This is a genomic window from Methylophilus luteus, from assembly GCF_042676265.1.
GTDB lineage: Bacteria > Pseudomonadota > Gammaproteobacteria > Burkholderiales > Methylophilaceae > Methylophilus > Methylophilus luteus.
In genome coordinates, this window is the sequence record NZ_JBHTKB010000002.1 from 106,505 (window position 1) to 123,326 (window position 16,822).

At 38.9% G+C, this 16,822-nt stretch carries 13 protein-coding genes; 5 read left to right on the top strand and 8 right to left on the bottom strand.

The annotated features are described in order from the left end of the window. The first annotated feature begins 24 nt into the window (after positions 1-24). From ACFQ1Z_RS10060 to ACFQ1Z_RS10070, 3 genes are all read left to right on the top strand, one after another. Positions 25-1,503: an exonuclease domain-containing protein gene (locus tag ACFQ1Z_RS10060; protein ID WP_379057371.1), complete on the top strand. Its 1,479-nt coding sequence runs from the start codon at positions 25-27 to the stop codon at positions 1,501-1,503. Positions 1,504-1,592: 89 nt separating this feature from the next. Further along, positions 1,593-3,449: a hypothetical protein gene (locus tag ACFQ1Z_RS10065; protein ID WP_379057372.1), complete on the top strand. Its 1,857-nt coding sequence runs from the start codon at positions 1,593-1,595 to the stop codon at positions 3,447-3,449. Positions 3,450-3,569: 120 nt separating this feature from the next. Continuing rightward, positions 3,570-4,460 (top strand): FRG domain-containing protein, encoded by an 891-nt coding sequence (locus tag ACFQ1Z_RS10070; RefSeq protein ID WP_379057374.1) that lies wholly within the window; start codon positions 3,570-3,572, stop codon positions 4,458-4,460. Between the two features lie 43 nt (positions 4,461-4,503). Here the strand turns inward: ACFQ1Z_RS10070 and ACFQ1Z_RS10075 are convergent, their stop codons facing one another. The 3 genes from ACFQ1Z_RS10075 to ACFQ1Z_RS10085 form a co-directional block, all read right to left on the bottom strand. After that, complete coding sequence (locus ACFQ1Z_RS10075; protein WP_379057376.1) at positions 4,504-4,968, bottom strand: hypothetical protein; 465 nt, start codon at positions 4,966-4,968, stop codon at positions 4,504-4,506. 130 nt (positions 4,969-5,098) lie between these two features. After that, positions 5,099-6,547 (bottom strand): argonaute/piwi family protein, encoded by a 1,449-nt coding sequence (locus tag ACFQ1Z_RS10080; protein WP_379057378.1) that lies wholly within the window; start codon positions 6,545-6,547, stop codon positions 5,099-5,101. 2 nt (positions 6,548-6,549) lie between these two features. Further along, positions 6,550-8,352 carry an SIR2 family protein gene (locus ACFQ1Z_RS10085; protein WP_379057379.1) on the bottom strand — a complete coding sequence of 601 codons (1,803 nt, stop codon included), beginning with the start codon at positions 8,350-8,352 and terminating at the stop codon, positions 6,550-6,552. 206 nt (positions 8,353-8,558) lie between these two features. Here ACFQ1Z_RS10085 and ACFQ1Z_RS10090 point away from each other — a divergent pair, with 206 nt between their 5' ends. After that, positions 8,559-9,023, top strand: a complete 465-nt coding sequence (locus ACFQ1Z_RS10090) for a DUF3732 domain-containing protein (RefSeq protein WP_379057381.1) — start codon at positions 8,559-8,561, stop codon at positions 9,021-9,023. Between the two features lie 32 nt (positions 9,024-9,055). Here the strand turns inward: ACFQ1Z_RS10090 and ACFQ1Z_RS10095 are convergent, their stop codons facing one another. From ACFQ1Z_RS10095 to ACFQ1Z_RS10115, 5 genes are all read right to left on the bottom strand, one after another. Beyond that, positions 9,056-9,853 carry a hypothetical protein gene (locus ACFQ1Z_RS10095; protein ID WP_379057383.1) on the bottom strand — a complete coding sequence of 266 codons (798 nt, stop codon included), beginning with the start codon at positions 9,851-9,853 and terminating at the stop codon, positions 9,056-9,058. A gap of 165 nt (positions 9,854-10,018) precedes the next feature. Then, positions 10,019-10,693, bottom strand: coding sequence for a hypothetical protein (locus ACFQ1Z_RS10100; protein ID WP_379057384.1), 675 nt, complete (start codon positions 10,691-10,693; stop codon positions 10,019-10,021). After that, positions 10,690-13,596: a VPA1269 family protein gene (locus ACFQ1Z_RS10105; RefSeq protein ID WP_379057386.1), complete on the bottom strand. Its 2,907-nt coding sequence runs from the start codon at positions 13,594-13,596 to the stop codon at positions 10,690-10,692. The genes ACFQ1Z_RS10100 and ACFQ1Z_RS10105 overlap by 4 nt, the downstream gene beginning before the upstream one ends. Before the next feature lie 395 nt (positions 13,597-13,991). Next, complete coding sequence (locus ACFQ1Z_RS10110; RefSeq protein WP_379057388.1) at positions 13,992-14,339, bottom strand: helix-turn-helix domain-containing protein; 348 nt, start codon at positions 14,337-14,339, stop codon at positions 13,992-13,994. A 154-nt stretch (positions 14,340-14,493) separates the two neighbouring features. Then, positions 14,494-15,990 carry a tyrosine-type recombinase/integrase gene (locus ACFQ1Z_RS10115; RefSeq protein WP_379057389.1) on the bottom strand — a complete coding sequence of 499 codons (1,497 nt, stop codon included), beginning with the start codon at positions 15,988-15,990 and terminating at the stop codon, positions 14,494-14,496. A gap of 295 nt (positions 15,991-16,285) precedes the next feature. On the opposite strand from ACFQ1Z_RS10115, the gene ACFQ1Z_RS10120 reads away from it, so the two are divergent. Further along, positions 16,286-16,489 (top strand): hypothetical protein, encoded by a 204-nt coding sequence (locus ACFQ1Z_RS10120; RefSeq protein ID WP_379057390.1) that lies wholly within the window; start codon positions 16,286-16,288, stop codon positions 16,487-16,489. Positions 16,490-16,822: the final 333 nt, after the last annotated feature.

Below are 16,822 nucleotides of genomic sequence, written 5' to 3' on the forward strand. Positions count from 1 at the left end.
AAATTAAAAGACTATACTTCAGCCTTGGAGTTTGAATTTATCCATGCGCTTATTTATACAATTTTATTTGGGGTAACCGGCTTGCCTGATGATCATAAGTATTTCCAAGAAGTACGTTGGCTACCAGACATGGTAATTCTCGATATCGAGACGACTGGTGGATCACATTTGTTTGACCGTATTACTGAGATAGCCCTGGTAAGAATTGAGAATGGTGAGATCGTTGATAGATGGCAGTCACTGATTAATCCAGGAAGATCTATCCCAATAACCATTACCCATATCACCGGCATCACCGATGAGATGGTGAAAGATGCCCCTACCTTTGAAGAGATAGCTCCAACCTTGTATCAGTATTTGGAAGGTTTGCCTTTAGCTGCGCACAATGTGAGATTTGACTATGGTTTTCTGAAAGCTGAATATCAACGCATCAATGCAACCTTGATGCTGAAAACGCTCTGCACGGTAAAACTATCTCGTCGAATATTTCCCGAACATAGAGGACATGGCCTGGATGCCATCATGCAGCGACATGGACTTACTACCAACGCTCGCCACCGGGCAATGGGAGATGTCATTCTGGTGCTGGAGTATCTGGAGGTTGCCAGGAGATTGCTTGGCTCGGTACGTGTAATTGAGGAAATCAATGATCAATGTAAGGGACCTAGCTTACCCGCCGGTATTGATAGTGATTTGTTAAATAAGATTCCGGATAGCCCGGGCGTTTATTTATTCTTCGGTGAGACGGATCTGCCAATCTACATTGGCAAGAGCATCAAGCTTCGTTCACGTATATTAAATCACTTCAGCAGTGATCATGCGTCTTCCAAAGAGATGCAGATTGCCCAGGAAGTTAAACATATTGAATGGATAGAGACTGCCGGTGAGTTGGGGGCATTGCTTCTTGAGTCTAAGCTTATCAAAGAGCGGCAGCCAGCTTATAACCGGATGTTGCGTCGCAATCGACAACTGCAATCAATTAGACTGGCAGAGACCCTGGATCAAACGCCTTGGATAACCTATGTTTCAGCTGATGAGTTAGACCCTAGCTATTTCGATTTGCTGTATGGCATGTTCCGTTCTAAACGTTCTGCTACGGAAACTATAAGGCAGATTGCGATTGACCATCGCCTTTGTCCAAGATTTTTAGGCCTTGAAACAGGTAAAGGCGCATGCTTTTCATACCAGCTTAAAAAATGCTCGGGTGTATGTGCTGGTAAAGAGTCACCTGAGCTTCATTATTTGAGACTCAAACAAGCACTGATAGGTATGCGGCTTGAATCATGGCCGTATGATGGTCGTGTTGGAATAAAAGAGGTTGATGGTATAACTGGCAAGACTCAAATTCAGGTTTTTGAACAATGGTGCCATATTGCTACTGTTGAAGATGATATTCAGATGGATGAGGCTAGGCAAAGTCGGTTTGAGTTTAACTTTGACCTTGATACTTATAAGTTACTGACTAAAGCTTTGAAAAACTGCGTTGAGATCATTAAGTTTTAAGTGATTACCTCAGTCATAAGCTTTATATCGTATCTTGCTTAAAAAATATGCAAAAATATAGTTCATAATTTGTGAGCGGACCTTGGTGAATGAGTACTACAGACGCAACGAGCGGTGGCCTTCAAGCTGTACATTTACAGTGGGCAATGAGGACAATTAAGAAGTTGCGACTGCTTCATCCAGAACTTCAACTGGCTTTGTATAGAATTCACTATGAAAACATCATTCATATTGCTGAATGCGAAGACTCAAAGTTTGCGGAATTAAAAACCTGGTTTAATAAAAATCTGAAACCAGTGACTTGTAATATTAAGTTGTCCAGAATTAGCCCACCTATTGAAAACCAGATCAATGAGCCGGATGATTATGAGTCTGATGTATGGCTAAAAGGTGAGCCTTTATCAGTCCATGACTTTAATGTGTTGTTATCATTAGCTGAACCCAACTTACCAAGAGGAAGCATTGATTTTGATAATCAACGCCAAGTTTGGATATTTCGAACATTTTCACTCGTTGATACAACTGCAACAGAAACTGTCTTAAGAGCAGCTGTTAAGATAGGCATTACTGAACCTGTTGAAATTGTAACTATTGATCCACCTTCACAGGGTTTGCCAAGTCCACAGCTTCCAACTGATAGAAGTGATCTAACACTCATCACTAGTAATCAATATGCCATGCAAGCTGCATCGAGCACATTAAGATCATTGATCCATCAAGATGAAGATGATTGGAGAAGCTTTCTAACTAGCAGACAGAATCAATTAATTGTTCCGGAGGAACCATTACCACTTCATAACTTTTCATGTTTGTATGATGTTGAAAATTGTGGCGATAGCCGACTATCTGAACTATTAACAATCTATGATTGCGTAAATATTATCCCTGAGTTAAGTAGTTTGGATTGGCTCACTAAACACAGGCTTTCATTAACAGATCTGCAAGAGTTAATTCGACTCAACAGAGTTAAGATTATTCTTCCTTATTCTGCAAATTTATATCCACAATCGCTTATTGATGCAATGGCAGAGGTAGACCCTCAATCAATTATATTATCGCGATCCCTAGCTGCAAAATCTATCATTAGAGGCCAAAAGAAAGAGCCTTTGCTTTATGCGCCTTTAACATCTGATCAGCGCGCAGCTGTGCTTCAAGCAATTTCGAAAATTTCCAATAATGTTAGAGCTCAACCTTTACTTAAGAGTTACGGTCAGCTCATTTCCAGGCAACATGATGTTTTCATGATGCGGGGAGCGACAGCATCTCTCAATGTTGGCGTTGGTGCACATCTGGGGGAAATGTTTTTCAATCTGACTAAAAAAGATGCACGCCTGGAACTGATGACTTGTGGTGCTGCAGTCGAATGGGCCCAAGGATTAGGTGTAAGCTATATTCCTCGGGATTTTGGAGGTTTTGATGAGACTCATAACAGCCAAATAGTTGCGAGTTACCTTGGTAAAACAAGATTTGTTCCTAGAGACCCTGTAGCTAATAGAATGCACAGTGTGACTGATGGTTTGCTTTCACTATCAGAAGCGAGTCCTTTAGATGTTGCGTTGAATTTCAACTCTACTCAAATTACCAGGTTTCGCAATGTTGCAAGTCAACTCATGGTTGCTCCAGCAGGTGCAGACATTATTGCGGCTGTTGATCAAATTAATGCTGATGTGAAGGCATTTGAACGACGTGCCGAAAGACTCGCACCTTGGAGACTAGAATCTCTTTTTACAGGAATGGTTAGCACTGCAATTACACAAAGTTTGGAAATGGCACCTGTAGCTTCAATTGGAGCGGCTTGGCTTTATGATGTATTGAGTCATCAGATTCCAACAAGAGTGCAAGATGAGCTAGGGGATGCTAAAAATATGCTTCTGGGTCTCGCTACTGGCTCATCAATTGATACAGTAGTTGTGAGCCGTTCAAGAAGAGCGATTTCCCGAAATTGACATTCGTGTAACTGTGCATTTCAAAGCTAGACCTGGACAAGGACAAACGATGAACCCGCTTTGAGGTTTTGATCTTGATCTAGGGTAGAAAAATTAAGTGTTTAATGTTGAGGGTAATAGATGTCTATAGAAGTCATTGAAACGAGGAGCTTGGATGAGTTTTGGGAATATTTAAACCCAATAAGTTCTTTCCGTAACTTAATCCATAGACCAGTAATTCGTGGTCAAGGCGATGCAAATTGGTTATTAACTCCCAATGCTCAGAGAGCATCAACAATTGCAAAATATCGAGAGAATTCAGAACATTTTAATAATGTGGATTTGGTTGTCTTATTTGAATATTTATTGTTAAAAGATTTTCTATATTTTATTGATGAGATCGGTTACCAAGTACCACAGGACTCAAGTGCATTTAGATCAGCAATGGATTTTAGAAATTTTACTGATAAGTATGGTCAAAATGCCAACGAATGGCCGACCCAAGAATTTATTCCAATACTTGCATTAGCCCAACATCATGGAATACCAACACGACTGCTTGATTGGACTCGTTCTCCCCTAGTCGCAGCTTATTTTGCTGCAATACAAGTGATATATAAACCAGATGCTGAACAATTTAAAGAGGATGGCAAGTTAGCTGTTTGGATATTTGATGAAGATAATTTACACCATTTAGATGGTCAAATTGAGCTTGTAAGATTGCCAGGAAGTGTAAGTCTAAATATGGCCACTCAAAAGGGGGTTTTCGTTTTAGGCAGAGGACATACTCACTATACGAGGGACTTGAGGGTCGTTGCTGAAGATACTGAAAGTTTGATTAATAACGCATTTGAAAACAATGATCGAATGCGGCTTTATAAATTTACAATGCCAGCAAAATTTGCTGGAGATCTATTAATTAGATTAAATAGTTTTGATATACACGCCAGTAAATTATTTCCGGGATTAGATGGTGTCGCTAAGGCTGCATTAGATTTTAGAATGGCAGTGAAATTTTCAAAAAGATTGTGATATCACATCGAATTTATTACCTGTGAATTCTCTTGGCTGAAAGTTAATTTTTACGCGTCCACTTCCAAGAGCCAGTTTTAATAATATTGTGGGATTTGCTGAATCCAATCCACTTTCCATTAATTTCTTGTTGGTTAACTTCAATTCTTGCTTGGAAGGCGCCGTGATATACCTGGCCCTTCTTCTCATCAAACCATGTACCGCTGATATAGGTACTATTTTCAATTCGGGCTCTAATTCTGTATGTTCTTTTTTCAAAGTGAAAGGTCCCTACTAGACTCTGTCCCAATTGAAAAAGCGTCAATGCTGGATTCTGGTGCTCCAGCTCATCATCGTCGCCATCAACCTGCCAATTTTGAACCCATTCCCCTGATAAGTTATCAGATTTTCTAGTACCAAACCGCCCACTTAAATGTGTAACTAGAAAATCATTAACTGAATCCATACAAAGTGGAACTACAATCAAGCCCACAATTAAAGATATAAGAATATTAATAACAATATCCACAACTACTCCCCGTTTTATTTGCTTCTTATTTTATTCGTAATTGGGTGCCAATTTATATTTTATGTCTGGGCATAATGATTTATTCCCTAAGCCAGTAACTAAAACATAAATTTTGCTTTTGAGGATAAATTCACATAAATAATCGATATGGATAAGCCTGATTAGGTAAGTCTCTAACACTTGCAATCGTGCGAGCTAAGCTCTTAGAGTATGTGATAGTTACTGGGACTGGGTCATATAACGCATCGTTGTTCCAATCCATTTTAGATAAAGCTAGAGCTTCTGCAGCAATGATGTCTAATGGTCCAGATCCAGATCTTCTGGTTAGTAATAAAGGTCTTGGTATCCCTTTTTTACCTTGATAATAATCTGATGTGCTTGAAACATCGGGTGCATTACCAGCAATCCACATTAATGCCGAATTCTCAGATAACGGCATCATCGTTCCTCTTGGAATAGGGTATTTAGCCGGTTTAGTAGGTCGCTCTTTATTACCAGTTTCAACTAACCAAACACCTCTCCATGAAGTACTGCTAATTTCTATACATTCAACTTCTGGTATACCAGCCAGTGCATCATGTGCACCATTAATTTCATCATCTTTAAAGGCAGTAGTTTTGTGAATAACCATTCGCTTTGGTAATTTTCCACCATTACGCTTTTGATAAAGTTGAAGGCTTCGGGCTAAAACAGCGCGCATATCATCACGGGAAAGGTAGGGATTTTTCCTGGCTTCAACTAGATCTGTAACGGGATCGCGGGCCTCATAGGCTACAAACTCCATCCCTCCACCATCCATATCAAAAACTTGGGAACAACAGGTTACGTAGTGAGCATTCTCAGGATTGCCTCGTAATGCATATGCCAACCCTACATATGCAGTGCCCTCAGGCACGCCTGGAATGGCATCGAGTTTCCAGGGAATACCTCCAGCTTTGACATACATTGCAATACTTAGTCGCCAGGCAATGGATGCCTTATATCCAAAATCAAAAGCTCTATCATTGATGACTTGTGTAGGAATTTGATAGATAGCGCCTAATGATTTGAGATGGTCGTGAGCATTAAAGTCATCTGACCTGCTTGCAGAGTCCCATTGGTCTGGTAAATGAAAAACAGCAACATCAAAGTGTTCTTTTGCTAAAGCTAGTTGCTTAATAGCTTTGAACAAGCGATCTTTTAAAACACTTTGTTGAGTTGGAAATTCATCTGATGTCCCTAAAGCATCAGACCATTTAATATGAAAACCGCTGTGCGATGAGCCAAACCCAATACCGAATACCTTTTCGAAACCTGGGAAGTTTGGCAGGTATTCTTTTCTATCACTGGCAGCATGTGAGTTTTGCAACTCTTTCATGAGTTTCACAATGCGATTATAACCACTTGTCGGACTCACAATTGCAACTCTAAGTTTGGGGGTGTATCTGCTAAAAATATGATTCGTAAATGGGCCGTGTTCGATTAAGCCCTTTAACGGATGCATGCTTTTAGCATTTGCTTCCAAGGAGTCAAAAGTCAGATAAGGCTCATCTAAAAGTACAAAGGGTGGCAGTTTTGAAGCATTGAAATCTTTTGCCATATTTAACTCTTCCTGTTGAAGTAAGAATGAGTATGGCTAGGGCGACTCCATCCAGTAACGCTTGATATCGTGAATTGCGCGTCAATGCCAACCTCTGGTGATATGCCATATGAAGTGATTGTGTCTGATGAGTTGTTTCCAATCAAATTAGCCCACGCATCAATAATGGAAGACCATTGACCATTATATTTAGTTACCCATCTTTCCCGGCGCCAATCCAAGGATGGATCAATTTCCAACTCTTCTGGAAGTGTTACTTGAGTGAATGGTTCTATCACACACCACCATTTATCTAAATAATGTTCCAATTTAATCTTGATTCCTTCGCTGAATTCAAAATTGAGTTTAGACTCATGTCCGGTTAGTTCATGCTGGTATGCAACACGCAGCAAATTCAATCTAGCATTTCGGTACTGAGCATAATCCTGAGTCATCTCAGGCTTAGGTTTTGACACAACAATGGAGTGGCCAGTGTTTCTTAATATTGACTTAAGAGGTTTACCCCTACAAATGGCTCCTAACAATGCATCATAAATCAAGCCTTTAGCCCAGGAATGATTTAGTGGGTCTAATGCAATATAGCCACCTAGAGTCGGTTCATAGTCTGCCAAAGCTTTCAAAAGGCCTTCATCTTGCCCAAATGCGGCCAATCCCTTCTCTACGATAGCAATTACAGCGTATACATTTGCTTCTCTGAGTTTTTCGCGGATTTCCTTAATATTTGCTGTCTTGTTCAGCAATATGTGCCTAGCTTGCTTCGGAATACTATCTAGGGGGACTCCTGAACATTTTAAGACCGGAAATTTAAGCGCCTCCTTGTAAGAAATAGGAGTTGGGGTGATTTTTTCTTTGGCTATGCTTTCAAATATATAGTTATTCAATACTTCAGAGAGTTTTGTTTTTTGTGCAAGATCACTTAAGAATTCATCAAAATTTTCGGCAATAACTAGATTTGTTTCTACTCCTTTTTTCTCTGCTTGTTGGAGAAGTTCTAGCGTTTGGGGAATTAGGCTTTTTTCGGATTTGGCCACCCAATAAATCCCATTCGGAAAATGAGATTTAGATTCGAGAACAGAGCTTAACGCATTCATAATTGAATGATCTCGGCCGCTATATCCCACTACTATTAGTCCATGCATTTCGAGTGTGGTTTTAAAAACCTCAAGCAGTCTTTGATCTTGTTGGGCAAGTTCAGAGGCAGTATTTTTTATTTGGGTAGACTGATAGTCGCCATGCAACTTCACTAAAAGTGGCCATGAGGATTCTTTCAAACAACGCTCAGCCCGTTCCGTACTATCTATAGCTGAAACTGTAAGCATATGCCTATCATTTGGGGGCAAAAGCTCCTTAGCCCTCTCTGTCGCACTTTCAATTAATGAGTCGAAATTCGTGGTGAATATTGTTTGAATGGACTTACTAGCTAAAAAAGCCCCTAGGATTCTATGACCAAACGAAGGTGTACCCAGTTTGATTGCCTTTTCAATGAAAGCTCTTCGGTCGCTCTCACTAGGATAAAGTGCCTCGAATGCTGCTGAGTATTCGGATGGATCGCCGTTTTGGGGGAGCGTATTTCTCTTCTTGAAATATTGGTCAATTCGATCAACCCAAAGTTGATCTAACGCATCAACTTGTTTGCGAGGAATATTATTCTCTATACAAAATAATTCAGTTTTGAATTCCCTAATCATCATGTAGCCAGTGGGTATTCCAGCTGAGGCTGATGTTCCTGCTCCTAAGAGCCATGAATATCTGTGAGGATTTAATGCAAAACTAACGGCAAAAGCTCTGCTCTGAATTATTTTCATTATGACCTTCTTGGATTTTTGAGTTTTTATCTATCTTCCAATTGATGCGTAGATTGTATTATCTATTTTGTAGGATATGCATAAATACATCTATTTAGTAAGAATAATTATACATTTGTAAATTTATTGATCATCAATAGATTATGGGAAAGCTTGATTGAACTCAATAAAAAGCAAAAAGTGATATAGAAATCTAAGAGGGCTTTGTGGAGATTTCACATTTGATGTATTGCCATGTAAGACTATTCTTGGCGCTACACCGGTATTTTTCTGAACTAGGAGATGAATGCTCCATACCAACTATATTATTTTTTGATAAGCCAACTCAAGTGTATTTCCCTAATTTCAAACGGGATCTTGGGGATAGTTTTGCAGATGCTAAAAAGGCGGAAAAGGATCAACGCATACCGACTGAAAGACCTGTAGATGATGACATCCAAGCCGTCCAAAACCTATTTTCACGTTTATCTGAATACTGTATTGAATTGCAGAAGGAATTAGGCTTTTCACCTAAAATTATTGTGACCGATCACGCTGATGACCTGGTGCTATCCAATGAAGTTAAATTTGATACTTTGGTAAACGGTAACAGATGGAGAACCAGAGGTTTCATCCATCCGATACCTAGAAAAGCTGAGACTGACAGTTCGATAACTGATTTGCCTACCTAATTAATTGCGGTAACCAGATTTCCATTATTGATTTAATTCAACGCTTCAGCAATTAACTGATTTGAGTTTAGTAGCGCATCGTGTTCAAAAATTCGAGATGACACTAATAACTCATCTGCATTAGTCATTTTTAAAAGCGCTCTTATTTCTCTAGTAACTGTCACTTTAGACCCAATAACTGTGCGGCCTAGAAATTGTTTTAATAAGCCTTTATCTTCATCGCTAATATGATCTAGATAATTAACGGTTGGCGGTTTGAATCCGACTCCACTGCCTCTTCTATTGCTGATAACTAAACGTTGCCATGATGAAGCCAAGTAACTAGCATATTGGTCTGTTGCAGCTGCGATGACATTTACACCAACCCTGATATAGGGCTTGGATAAATACTCTGAGGGTTTGAATGCCTCTCGATAGCATTTAATAGTATTCATAACATCATTAATGGAACCCTCAGAAATAACTGAAAAGGGTATGCCTAAATTTCCTGCAAGTTGTGCACTTTTCATATTTGAACCCATAATCCATATTGGCTTAGAACTACCAATACTATTTGATGCCTTAAGTTTTTCGATATGCTCTGCAATATGTCTTCGATTTACATTTAGCTTCACACTTTCTGGAAGGGTCTTGACCTTTAGTGCCATATCAATTCGATTAGGATGAAAGGCATTTAAACTTTGAAAATCACTAGCTATAACTTTTAGGGCGATTAACGAACAGTAGACTCCACTAACACCAACTCGTAAAGAGTTGGTGTTAGCTACTATTTCACTCACACGAAGAGAGGTTAATGCTCTTGAATATCCGGCACTGTTTGAAAATATCATTCGATGATAACCTGACTTTTCAGCGTGTTGTGCCAGTTCTATAGTTTCCTTAAATAAGCGAGAACTCTCGAATACCACAGTATTGGGAAAAGGGACAAGAATAGACAGCTTTGGCGTAATAATTTTGATTCTCCTAACTAATAATCAGCGGACTCGAATTTCATCCTAATATTTTGAACAAATTTTCTGTAAGGCTTGGTTTAAGCCTGGGCTTGATAAAACTGTATTGATTTTTATTGGCCGGCTCGCAATGAGAGCCCCTCTTTCGTTAAACGTTAAATCGATATTGCTTAACAGATTAGAAACGGCCTTAAATTCATTCTGATTTAACAATGACTGTTTCGGTGGCGGTGTGTCATTTGGTGATGTGGAAATAGGAGAAAGCTTTGAGCTATTTGTCACCACATTCTTTAAAGTTTCCAGTTCCACAGTAGTGTTTCTAAGCAATTTAAGCGACATAACCACTCGGTATCGCAATACTGGGTCAGTGATTCCACTCAATTCATCGATGTCCAAAATTGCTAGGGGTTCGTTACGAATATCCTCAGAAACATGATCCCCGAGTTTTATTTCGCCTCCATGCATGTGTTTTTTCCAAACATCATAGATTTCGCGATATAAATTCCCCCCTTTGCGTGAGTTGTAGAAGGATCTTTCCGAAATGGATAGACGGTTTTGATTCAAGTGAGAGATAAGTAACGAAATCGTTGGAATGACATTTTTTGAACACAATTTAGCCAAAGTTTCGTGGACTATTTTCAGGCGTTTCAATAAGTCCAAGTTGGTCGTACGACTCATGATGGACTCCACCTGCTCATTGATGGAAGGCGCAGATTTCATGACAGCTTCCTGGGATGAAATTTTAAAGATGATTCCAAAGCTGTTTTTTCAATCAATTCAATTGACGATCGAAGGTTTGGAATAATGCCAAGATTTTCTAGAGTGATATCTCCACGTTCCAGTTGAATCAACTCATGCCGGTTCAGGCTGGCAAGTAAAAAGTCTGCAACAGCGTTTAGAGCTAATTTTTTGTCGTGATCCGATAATGGGGTAAATGATATTGGCTGAGCACCTGCATGAAAGATAACTTGATTGATAAACTCATCACGTTCCCTAGCAAAGTTATCATCCTGAACGTGTTTCCAGATTGAGCCTGCTTGCACCATTAGATTCAAGGTTTCAAACCTGGAAGTTTCGGTATATTCCAATGCTTCTTGATTGTCGTCTCGCAAAATAATCGAATATTTGCTATCCGGATCAGTGCTTGATGGCAATTCTTTTATCAAATTGATTATGTTATGGATTGCATGAACGTTGATTAATTGTTGATCAAGTAATGTTGATTGGTGTGCAATGACCGTTTGTAATGTATCTACTTCTTTAGTCAACTCTACAATGGAGGAAGGAGAGGACGATGGTCTATCGTATTCGTCACTCAATCGACTTTCTAAAATTTGAAGCTCATCCCTCAGCTGGCCGATATGTACTGCCATAGCTTGCGCTTCAACAAACTTTTTATTGCCCTCTAGCCATAAGTTAATAAGCCAGGGTGTGCCAGTTAAAAGGTATCTACATCTGGCGCAATTTGATGGGCCTCCTTCAACTGGACCATGTGCGTTTTCTTTGTTTTTCCCTCCATAGCGGATAATGGGTCCGCCAGTATCACAAGCAGTTCCATTATGTGGACAAAGCCCTATTGGGGAGCCTGTATAATTTAGCTTTGCTCCCGAATTTACATGCCGCTGTTGAACGTTAAGCGCTTCTTCCGAATTAGCTACTACAAAGCGTTTAGCCGCCTCAAAAGATGAAGTACACTTCAATTGATGTAAAAAATTTTGCTGGACATTCAAATCAGCTTTATGCTTAGCTGCATTTAAAACTTCGGAAATTTTAGCGGGATTAAATTTGATGTAATGCAGGGTCATCAAAATTGAAGCATGCCCAGCAACAATTTTACTGAGTATTTCTATGGGGACACCTTGCTCATATAACGCTGTGAGCCCGGCGACTCTCAATCCATGTGGTGTAAAAACTGATCGTGAAGGTTGGCCATTGACATCAAGATTTAGAGTAATTTTTACATCTTGGCCTTCAGCCTGAAGTACAGATTCTAGTTCTGCCATAAGTTTGTGCCACACTCGTAGCAAATATGATGTTGTTGCTGGTGCCTCTTTTATTTTATTTCGTGGATTTCTGAATAAATAAAATCTTGCTGGAGTACACTCAAGCGCCATTTTCGTTGGTTTTAATTCGAGAGCAGTGGTTGGAACGTATTTATAACTTAAAGGACCTTCAACAGGATTGTATTTTTCCTGCCAGGCTAATAAAGTGCTAAGGATTTTGATCGCAGTGGGATTGTTCCATTGGATTATGTAGCCTGAAGTTTCGTCATAGCTGGTAATTACATCCTGTGTCTTATTGGTATTGATGTACAAGCCTGCCATTTCCTGACCTTCAATAGTCAGTTTAGTAACAGCACCTCGTTCATTTCTTTTTGTGTTTAGTTTTAACCAATAATTTGCGTGCTTACTAGTATTGGCCTCCCACTTTTGTGTTTCATAATTGTATCTTTGAGCATCCCCTTCCCCAGAATCCAATTGTTGCACTTGTATTTTTCGTAATGGAATTTCAAACATCAGCAGGAATAAAAAAGTTGTCACAGGGGACCATACTTTTTCAACCTTTTTAGTTTCAGGGTTAACCCATTTAAAGTATTCCGATTTAAGAGTTTTGGGCCACTCAAAATCGTTCGCCGTTAGAATTTCTACACATTTATGTATCCAAACCGTTGGTAATGCCTCCTTAACCGATTCAGTCGGGCGACGTTTATTAGCTAGTTGGCTTAATGATTTAAGTTCATTTTTAGTGGTTATATGCACACCTAATTTATTCATGTGATTATCTATAATCCAGTCGGTAAAAATATGCATCTGACTCAACAGCTCATATTTATTATCTAAGTCATGGTCACAAATGAAATTGTAGAAATCTATTTTTCTCGGTTCTTTTAAAAATTTGATTGGATCATCACCAAAGTTATTGACTTCAAGATAGGCTAAGAAATGCTTAAAGTAGTGAATTTGGTGACCTTCTGATTTAACTGTTCGATTATTGGCCCATAATTCGAAATAATGACTCCAGTTTTTGTAGTAAAGATTGAATTTTTCGTCATTTAAACCATAAAGATTTTGATAAATATTTGTTCGCGCTGTAAGCGTACGCATTAGCTTTAAATGTTTAGATCCTGTGATGAAGTCTATAATTTGGGACAAAACTACAATGGGAATCCTCAATTCCTGATATTTTTTATGTTCTTGAATAGTTTTTTTTATAGCTTCCCAAATTGCTACTAAATCATCTTCGCTCAGTGAGGTAGCTGATGAATACCCAAAGCAGTATGAGATTGAAAAAAATAGTTTTGTTGAAAGATAAAGATTCCAACGCTTAAATTGTTCAGATTTTGAGAAGCTCACACTTGCGAACGCCTCATCTATGTATCTGACACATTCATTAAAAAATTCTGTGTTCTCGACGTATTTTCGAAATTTCCGGCAGCTATTAAAATTTATGTCAAAGGTGGCTTTTAAACATTCACACAGAAAATCCTCGAAATTAGTTTTGGAACTATTTGAATTTATACCGTAGTGGTTTCTAATATTTTCAAGCTCAATAGTGTCAACTTTTGAAAATGCTGTTGTTAGGGCTAAGTAAAGTTTACTTTTTTGTGGTGCTTCAGATGACATGTCCAGTCCTGTTCATTACAAACTTTGGAAAAAATAATCATCAAAGAGTGAGTCTGAGTTTTTAAACAGCAACTATTTTTAAAGCTGGGCTAGGTTGTTTTTATAAACGTTCAATAGCTAAATAAATTCAGATCTATTTACCAGAACCTAATCAATGCCTAATCCCATAGGTTATTGATGCCCTTGGTTAACAATAAAATTTGGGCAAAGCAACACCTACTGCAGCTTAAATAAAGCTTCAGACTACAATTTTTACTTGATGATTTGATTGACCCGATGAAGTGAATAAGCCATACTGGAGTTGTCAGGTTGCGCAGCACGGCAATCAAAGGGGCGGATTCTAACGAGTTCGCCTTTTTACATTTGTGTTCTCCTAATTAATGATCGGTTGTTGATTAGAGCTCAAGAACCCCATAAATCAATTTGATCTGATTCACACTTAGCAGATCAAATCTCTCATACATCTCATAAAAAATTTCAAACTGTGCCGCTGGAGCTGACGTTGGCAATATGTATTGTCGTTGCGAGCGAAGAAGTGCCAGCCTCAGATTTTGGATTTCGATTGCGTCCAGTTGGTATCCATCAACAACTTTTGCAAAATATGGTTCGAACGGCAAAGGTTTCAAGCCACGCTCAATATCGCTAAGAAAGCTTGGCTTGCATCCCAGCAGTTGGCATGCCTTTTTCTGACTTATGTCTTTTTCTGTTCGATATTGTTTCAACAACAAAGCTGACGGGTTCATTGAAGTTCATTCTCATACAATATGTGCAGTATAGAATAAATATTAATGTTGTGCGAGAAGAATATTATGTAAGTGACTGATTATTATATATATTATTTTCAATATTACATGGGCTTGCAGTTGATTTTGCAGGCTTAATTTGGGTTGTCAATGCTTAAATTAATTTGAAATTTTGAATCGGCAAGTTCCTTTGGCCAAGCTCATTCATTGTATCCATGACTTGTTTTGAGCTAGGAACTGTATATACCTTTTGGCTAAATATGCTTTTGTGATGCATGCATTCTTGGATAAACTTTTCGTCTAGTTTCATCTCTTGCAGCATGGTCCCATAAAAGTGACGGCCACCATGAGGTGTCAATCCGGAAAATTTTGTTGGTACTAAATTTTTTCCTAGAATTTTCCCAGTACGATTAAGTGCGCGATCCCAAGCTTTACCAAATGCGGCATAGCTATACGGTGCACCTCTGTAATCGACCTTGTTTGTGTGATCAAACCCATTAGATACAAAATAAAATGGATGATCAAACCCTCCGGCAGCTTTTCGATAGTTCATCAAAGCTTCTCTGTAGCGTAAATATTCATATGCCATTTTTCTGAAGTTTTGTTCAGCAATCTCATTAATCCAATAGGCAGGGGCGGTGAAGTCAATATCCATTTTCATTTCCTTCCAGCCTGCATACATACTCTTACTTCCATCATCAATGTTGCGGGGTGATAGTTTATGAAGCTTCAAATATTGGGATCTGGACAATTGTTCTGAGTAACGCAATCTAGTAGATGCAAATTCTGGATGTGCGAGTAAAACTAAATGATCCTTATTGGTTGGGTCAATGTCGTTATACCAAATATGAAGGGGCTCAGATCTTCTGAGCCCTGTAAAAAACAGGAGATAGGCAATCATCTTGGCTGTGATGTCTTCACGGTCAAACATGTTTTCAGCTAATGGATTTAAAACGAAGCCTTCGTTAAGAAAGGTGCTTACAAGATCTTTTGGAAATGCTTTTGCAGGATCATAGTAATTAGGTGCTTTATTGATCGAGCCAAATTGTATAGGCGAGGAAATGTGTCGGTTACGCAGATTATTTGCAATTGAGTCACTTCGTTTTAAGTGTGCCATGAAGCTGATATTTTTCTGGAATTTGGCAACATAAAGAAAAGCTGTCAATGATTCTGGATTGATTGATAATTTTGAACTTATGCTGACATTACTTTTAAATCCTTTTGTAACGGACCATTCAATGAAATCAAGTATCGCTCGCATTATTTTTTTGCACTGATTTTGTGACGAAGGTGGCCAATAAAGATTTAATGGGTCATTCAATTCACTTGGACGAAAAGTCCCTCTATGTAATGCCATCGTGAAGTCAGCAATTATTTGACGATGTGCGTCACTGTTAGTCCAATCGAATGACAAGCCTTGAGCAAGTAAATAATCCCATAACAGCCCAATTGAACGTGCAGCAATTTTTCTCCATTCGCGACTCATAAAAGGATACGCCAGGAAAAATTCAATCAAAAGATTGAATCTTGTGACCGAATTATCTGCTTGTCTTAAATACAAAACTGGCATCACAAATGGAGCGTTAGTTGTAGAGACAGCTTGCTTAACAATAGTGAAGTTTTGCGGGGATGCATAAAATCTTTGGCGCATAATCCCTCCTCAGTTGTAAATCGTCTTAGGGGTAAAATCAGTTCAGTTACATACTAGCTGAATGTACCGGATTTGATTTTTTTCGCATTTAGAATACCATTGTGGAATCAGTGGTAAAAAGTGGTAAGTCTGAAGTGGGGGGTAAAAAGAGCAGCGGACTCATAATCCGTTGGTGCTGTGTTCGACTCACAGAGGGGCCACCATTTATAGAGAGACTCAAGGTTAACGCCTTGGGTCTTTTTTGTTTTGTGGTGAGGTACACTAAGAGCATTAAGAGTAACTACTAATCATCAATATGAAAAATACTGAACAAGACGATGACTCAGTTTTTATTTTTAAGAGAAAAGAAGCTTATGCACTATCGGTCGTTATTGTTATTGTGGCATTGGGGTTAGAAGCTTTTGTATTATTCGAAGGTTCAGGAGGGGGTGCGGGGAAGTTGCTTGGGGCTATACCTGTAGTCGCGGTGCTAATAATCCAAATCGATTTTCAAAAATAGCGAACAATCAAAGAAATCATAATACTGCTTGCGAACTTGGACGCCTTGAGCCATACCCTAACAATCAAAGGTTGGCTGATACGACGATAATCCAGGTGGCAATCGTAGGCCGTTATGTTGGTTTGGTGTGAGAAGTGTAGTTTGTCTGAGCGGGAGTGATTAGCGTTGTTAATCAGGAGTCTTCTGAGAGGTATATGGTCGAACTTTTGGATATAACGACAAAGGTTATAAAGATGAACTTAAATGGATTGGTTCACTCAAAAGTTTGCTGTGCAATTTTAAATTAGAAATTAGTTATACGCTTTTGTACAGGCAGCTTCCTCCACTCACCTC

Bases quoted from the DNA above. Each gene is read 5' to 3' on its own strand.
- ACFQ1Z_RS10085 (WP_379057379.1), bottom strand. From the start codon at position 8,352: ATGAAAATAATTCAGAGCAGAGCTTTTGCCGTTAGTTTTGCATTAAAT.
- ACFQ1Z_RS10115 (WP_379057389.1), bottom strand. From the start codon at position 15,990: ATGCGCCAAAGATTTTATGCATCCCCGCAAAACTTCACTATTGTTAAG.
- ACFQ1Z_RS10120 (WP_379057390.1), top strand. From the start codon at position 16,286: ATGAAAAATACTGAACAAGACGATGACTCAGTTTTTATTTTTAAGAGA.
- ACFQ1Z_RS10100 (WP_379057384.1), bottom strand. From the start codon at position 10,693: ATGAAATCTGCGCCTTCCATCAATGAGCAGGTGGAGTCCATCATGAGT.
- ACFQ1Z_RS10080 (WP_379057378.1), bottom strand. From the start codon at position 6,547: ATGGCAAAAGATTTCAATGCTTCAAAACTGCCACCCTTTGTACTTTTA.
- ACFQ1Z_RS10110 (WP_379057388.1), bottom strand. From the start codon at position 14,339: ATGAACCCGTCAGCTTTGTTGTTGAAACAATATCGAACAGAAAAAGAC.
- ACFQ1Z_RS10070 (WP_379057374.1), top strand. From the start codon at position 3,570: ATGTCTATAGAAGTCATTGAAACGAGGAGCTTGGATGAGTTTTGGGAA.
- ACFQ1Z_RS10105 (WP_379057386.1), bottom strand. From the start codon at position 13,596: ATGTCATCTGAAGCACCACAAAAAAGTAAACTTTACTTAGCCCTAACA.
- ACFQ1Z_RS10065 (WP_379057372.1), top strand. From the start codon at position 1,593: ATGAGTACTACAGACGCAACGAGCGGTGGCCTTCAAGCTGTACATTTA.
- ACFQ1Z_RS10095 (WP_379057383.1), bottom strand. From the start codon at position 9,853: ATGATATTTTCAAACAGTGCCGGATATTCAAGAGCATTAACCTCTCTT.